Source organism: Pseudomonas sp. IPO3749 (assembly GCF_013386605.1).
Taxonomy (GTDB): Bacteria; Pseudomonadota; Gammaproteobacteria; order Pseudomonadales; family Pseudomonadaceae; genus Aquipseudomonas; species Aquipseudomonas azotoformans_A.
The window spans coordinates 1-3,076 of sequence record NZ_JACARN010000097.1 but is presented as its reverse complement, the minus strand read 5'-3'; the positions used below and the strand labels follow the sequence as shown (position 1 = coordinate 3,076).

Below are 3,076 nucleotides of genomic sequence, written 5' to 3'. Positions count from 1 at the left end.
CGTTCTTTAAAAATTTGGGTATGTGATAGAAAGATAGACTGAACGTTACTTTCACTGGTAACGGATCAGGCTAAGGTAAAATTTGTGAGTTACTCAGTTTTGAGTATTATCGAATTTTCGGCGAATGTTGTCTTCACAGTATAACCAGATTGCTTGGGGTTATATGGTCAAGTGAAGAAGCGCATACGGTGGATGCCTTGGCAGTCAGAGGCGATGAAAGACGTGGTAGCCTGCGAAAAGCTTCGGGGAGTCGGCAAACAGACTTTGATCCGGAGATGTCTGAATGGGGGAACCCAGCCATCATAAGATGGTTATCTTACACTGAATACATAGGTGTAAGAGGCGAACCAGGGGAACTGAAACATCTAAGTACCCTGAGGAAAAGAAATCAACCGAGATTCCCTTAGTAGTGGCGAGCGAACGGGGACTAGCCCTTAAGTGGCTTTGAGATTAGCGGAACGCTCTGGAAAGTGCGGCCATAGTGGGTGATAGCCCTGTACGCGAAAATCTCTTAGTCATGAAATCGAGTAGGACGGAGCACGAGAAACTTTGTCTGAATATGGGGGGACCATCCTCCAAGGCTAAATACTACTGACTGACCGATAGTGAACTAGTACCGTGAGGGAAAGGCGAAAAGAACCCCGGAGAGGGGAGTGAAATAGATCCTGAAACCGTATGCGTACAAGCAGTGGGAGCCCACTTTGTTGGGTGACTGCGTACCTTTTGTATAATGGGTCAGCGACTTATTTTCAGTGGCGAGCTTAACCGAATAGGGGAGGCGTAGCGAAAGCGAGTCTTAATAGGGCGTCTAGTCGCTGGGAATAGACCCGAAACCGGGCGATCTATCCATGGGCAGGTTGAAGGTTGGGTAACACTAACTGGAGGACCGAACCGACTACCGTTGAAAAGTTAGCGGATGACCTGTGGATCGGAGTGAAAGGCTAATCAAGCTCGGAGATAGCTGGTTCTCCTCGAAAGCTATTTAGGTAGCGCCTCATGTATCACTGTAGGGGGTAGAGCACTGTTTCGGCTAGGGGGTCATCCCGACTTACCAAACCGATGCAAACTCCGAATACCTACAAGTGCCGAGCATGGGAGACACACGGCGGGTGCTAACGTCCGTCGTGAAAAGGGAAACAACCCAGACCGTCAGCTAAGGTCCCAAAGTTATGGTTAAGTGGGAAACGATGTGGGAAGGCTTAGACAGCTAGGAGGTTGGCTTAGAAGCAGCCACCCTTTAAAGAAAGCGTAATAGCTCACTAGTCGAGTCGGCCTGCGCGGAAGATGTAACGGGGCTCAAACCATACACCGAAGCTACGGGTATCACGTAAGTGATGCGGTAGAGGAGCGTTCTGTAAGCCTGTGAAGGTGAGTTGAGAAGCTTGCTGGAGGTATCAGAAGTGCGAATGCTGACATGAGTAACGACAATGGGTGTGAAAAACACCCACGCCGAAAGACCAAGGTTTCCTGCGCAACGTTAATCGACGCAGGGTTAGTCGGTCCCTAAGGCGAGGCTGAAAAGCGTAGTCGATGGAAAACAGGTTAATATTCCTGTACTTCTGGTTATTGCGATGGAGGGACGGAGAAGGCTAGGCCAGCTTGGCGTTGGTTGTCCAAGTTTAAGGTGGTAGGCTGGAATCTTAGGTAAATCCGGGATTCTAAGGCCGAGAGCTGATGACGAGTTAACTTTTAGTTAACGAAGTGGTTGATGCCATGCTTCCAAGAAAAGCTTCTAAGCTTCAGGTAACCAGGAACCGTACCCCAAACCGACACAGGTGGTTGGGTAGAGAATACCAAGGCGCTTGAGAGAACTCGGGTGAAGGAACTAGGCAAAATGGCACCGTAACTTCGGGAGAAGGTGCGCCGGTGAGGGTGAAGGACTTGCTCCGTAAGCTCATGCCGGTCGAAGATACCAGGCCGCTGCGACTGTTTATTAAAAACACAGCACTCTGCAAACACGAAAGTGGACGTATAGGGTGTGACGCCTGCCCGGTGCCGGAAGGTTAATTGATGGGGTTAGCTAACGCGAAGCTCTTGATCGAAGCCCCGGTAAACGGCGGCCGTAACTATAACGGTCCTAAGGTAGCGAAATTCCTTGTCGGGTAAGTTCCGACCTGCACGAATGGCGTAACGATGGCGGCGCTGTCTCCACCCGAGACTCAGTGAAATTGAAATCGCTGTGAAGATGCAGTGTATCCGCGGCTAGACGGAAAGACCCCGTGAACCTTTACTATAGCTTTGCACTGGACTTTGAATTTGCTTGTGTAGGATAGGTGGGAGGCTTTGAAGCGTGGACGCCAGTCTGCGTGGAGCCAACCTTGAAATACCACCCTGGCAACTTTGAGGTTCTAACTCAGGTCCGTTATCCGGATCGAGGACAGTGTATGGTGGGTAGTTTGACTGGGGCGGTCTCCTCCTAAAGAGTAACGGAGGAGTACGAAGGTGCGCTCAGACCGGTCGGAAATCGGTCGTAGAGTATAAAGGCAAAAGCGCGCTTGACTGCGAGACAGACACGTCGAGCAGGTACGAAAGTAGGTCTTAGTGATCCGGTGGTTCTGTATGGAAGGGCCATCGCTCAACGGATAAAAGGTACTCCGGGGATAACAGGCTGATACCGCCCAAGAGTTCATATCGACGGCGGTGTTTGGCACCTCGATGTCGGCTCATCACATCCTGGGGCTGAAGCCGGTCCCAAGGGTATGGCTGTTCGCCATTTAAAGTGGTACGCGAGCTGGGTTTAGAACGTCGTGAGACAGTTCGGTCCCTATCTGCCGTGGACGTTTGAGATTTGAGAGGGGCTGCTCCTAGTACGAGAGGACCGGAGTGGACGAACCTCTGGTGTTCCGGTTGTCACGCCAGTGGCATTGCCGGGTAGCTATGTTCGGAATAGATAACCGCTGAAAGCATCTAAGCGGGAAACTAGCCTCAAGATGAGATCTCACTGGAACCTTGAGTTCCCTGAAGGGCCGTCGAAGACTACGACGTTGATAGGTTGGGTGTGTAAGCGCTGTGAGGCGTTGAGCTAACCAATACTAATTGCCCGTGAGGCTTGACCATATAACACCCAAGCAATTTG

The 3,076-nt window shown here is 50.9% G+C and carries 1 rRNA gene; it reads left to right on the top strand.

The features are described 5' to 3' along the window. Nucleotides 1-165 precede the first annotated feature (165 nt). Nucleotides 166-3,057, top strand: a 23S ribosomal RNA gene (locus HX812_RS28970). Nucleotides 3,058-3,076 lie beyond the last annotated feature (19 nt).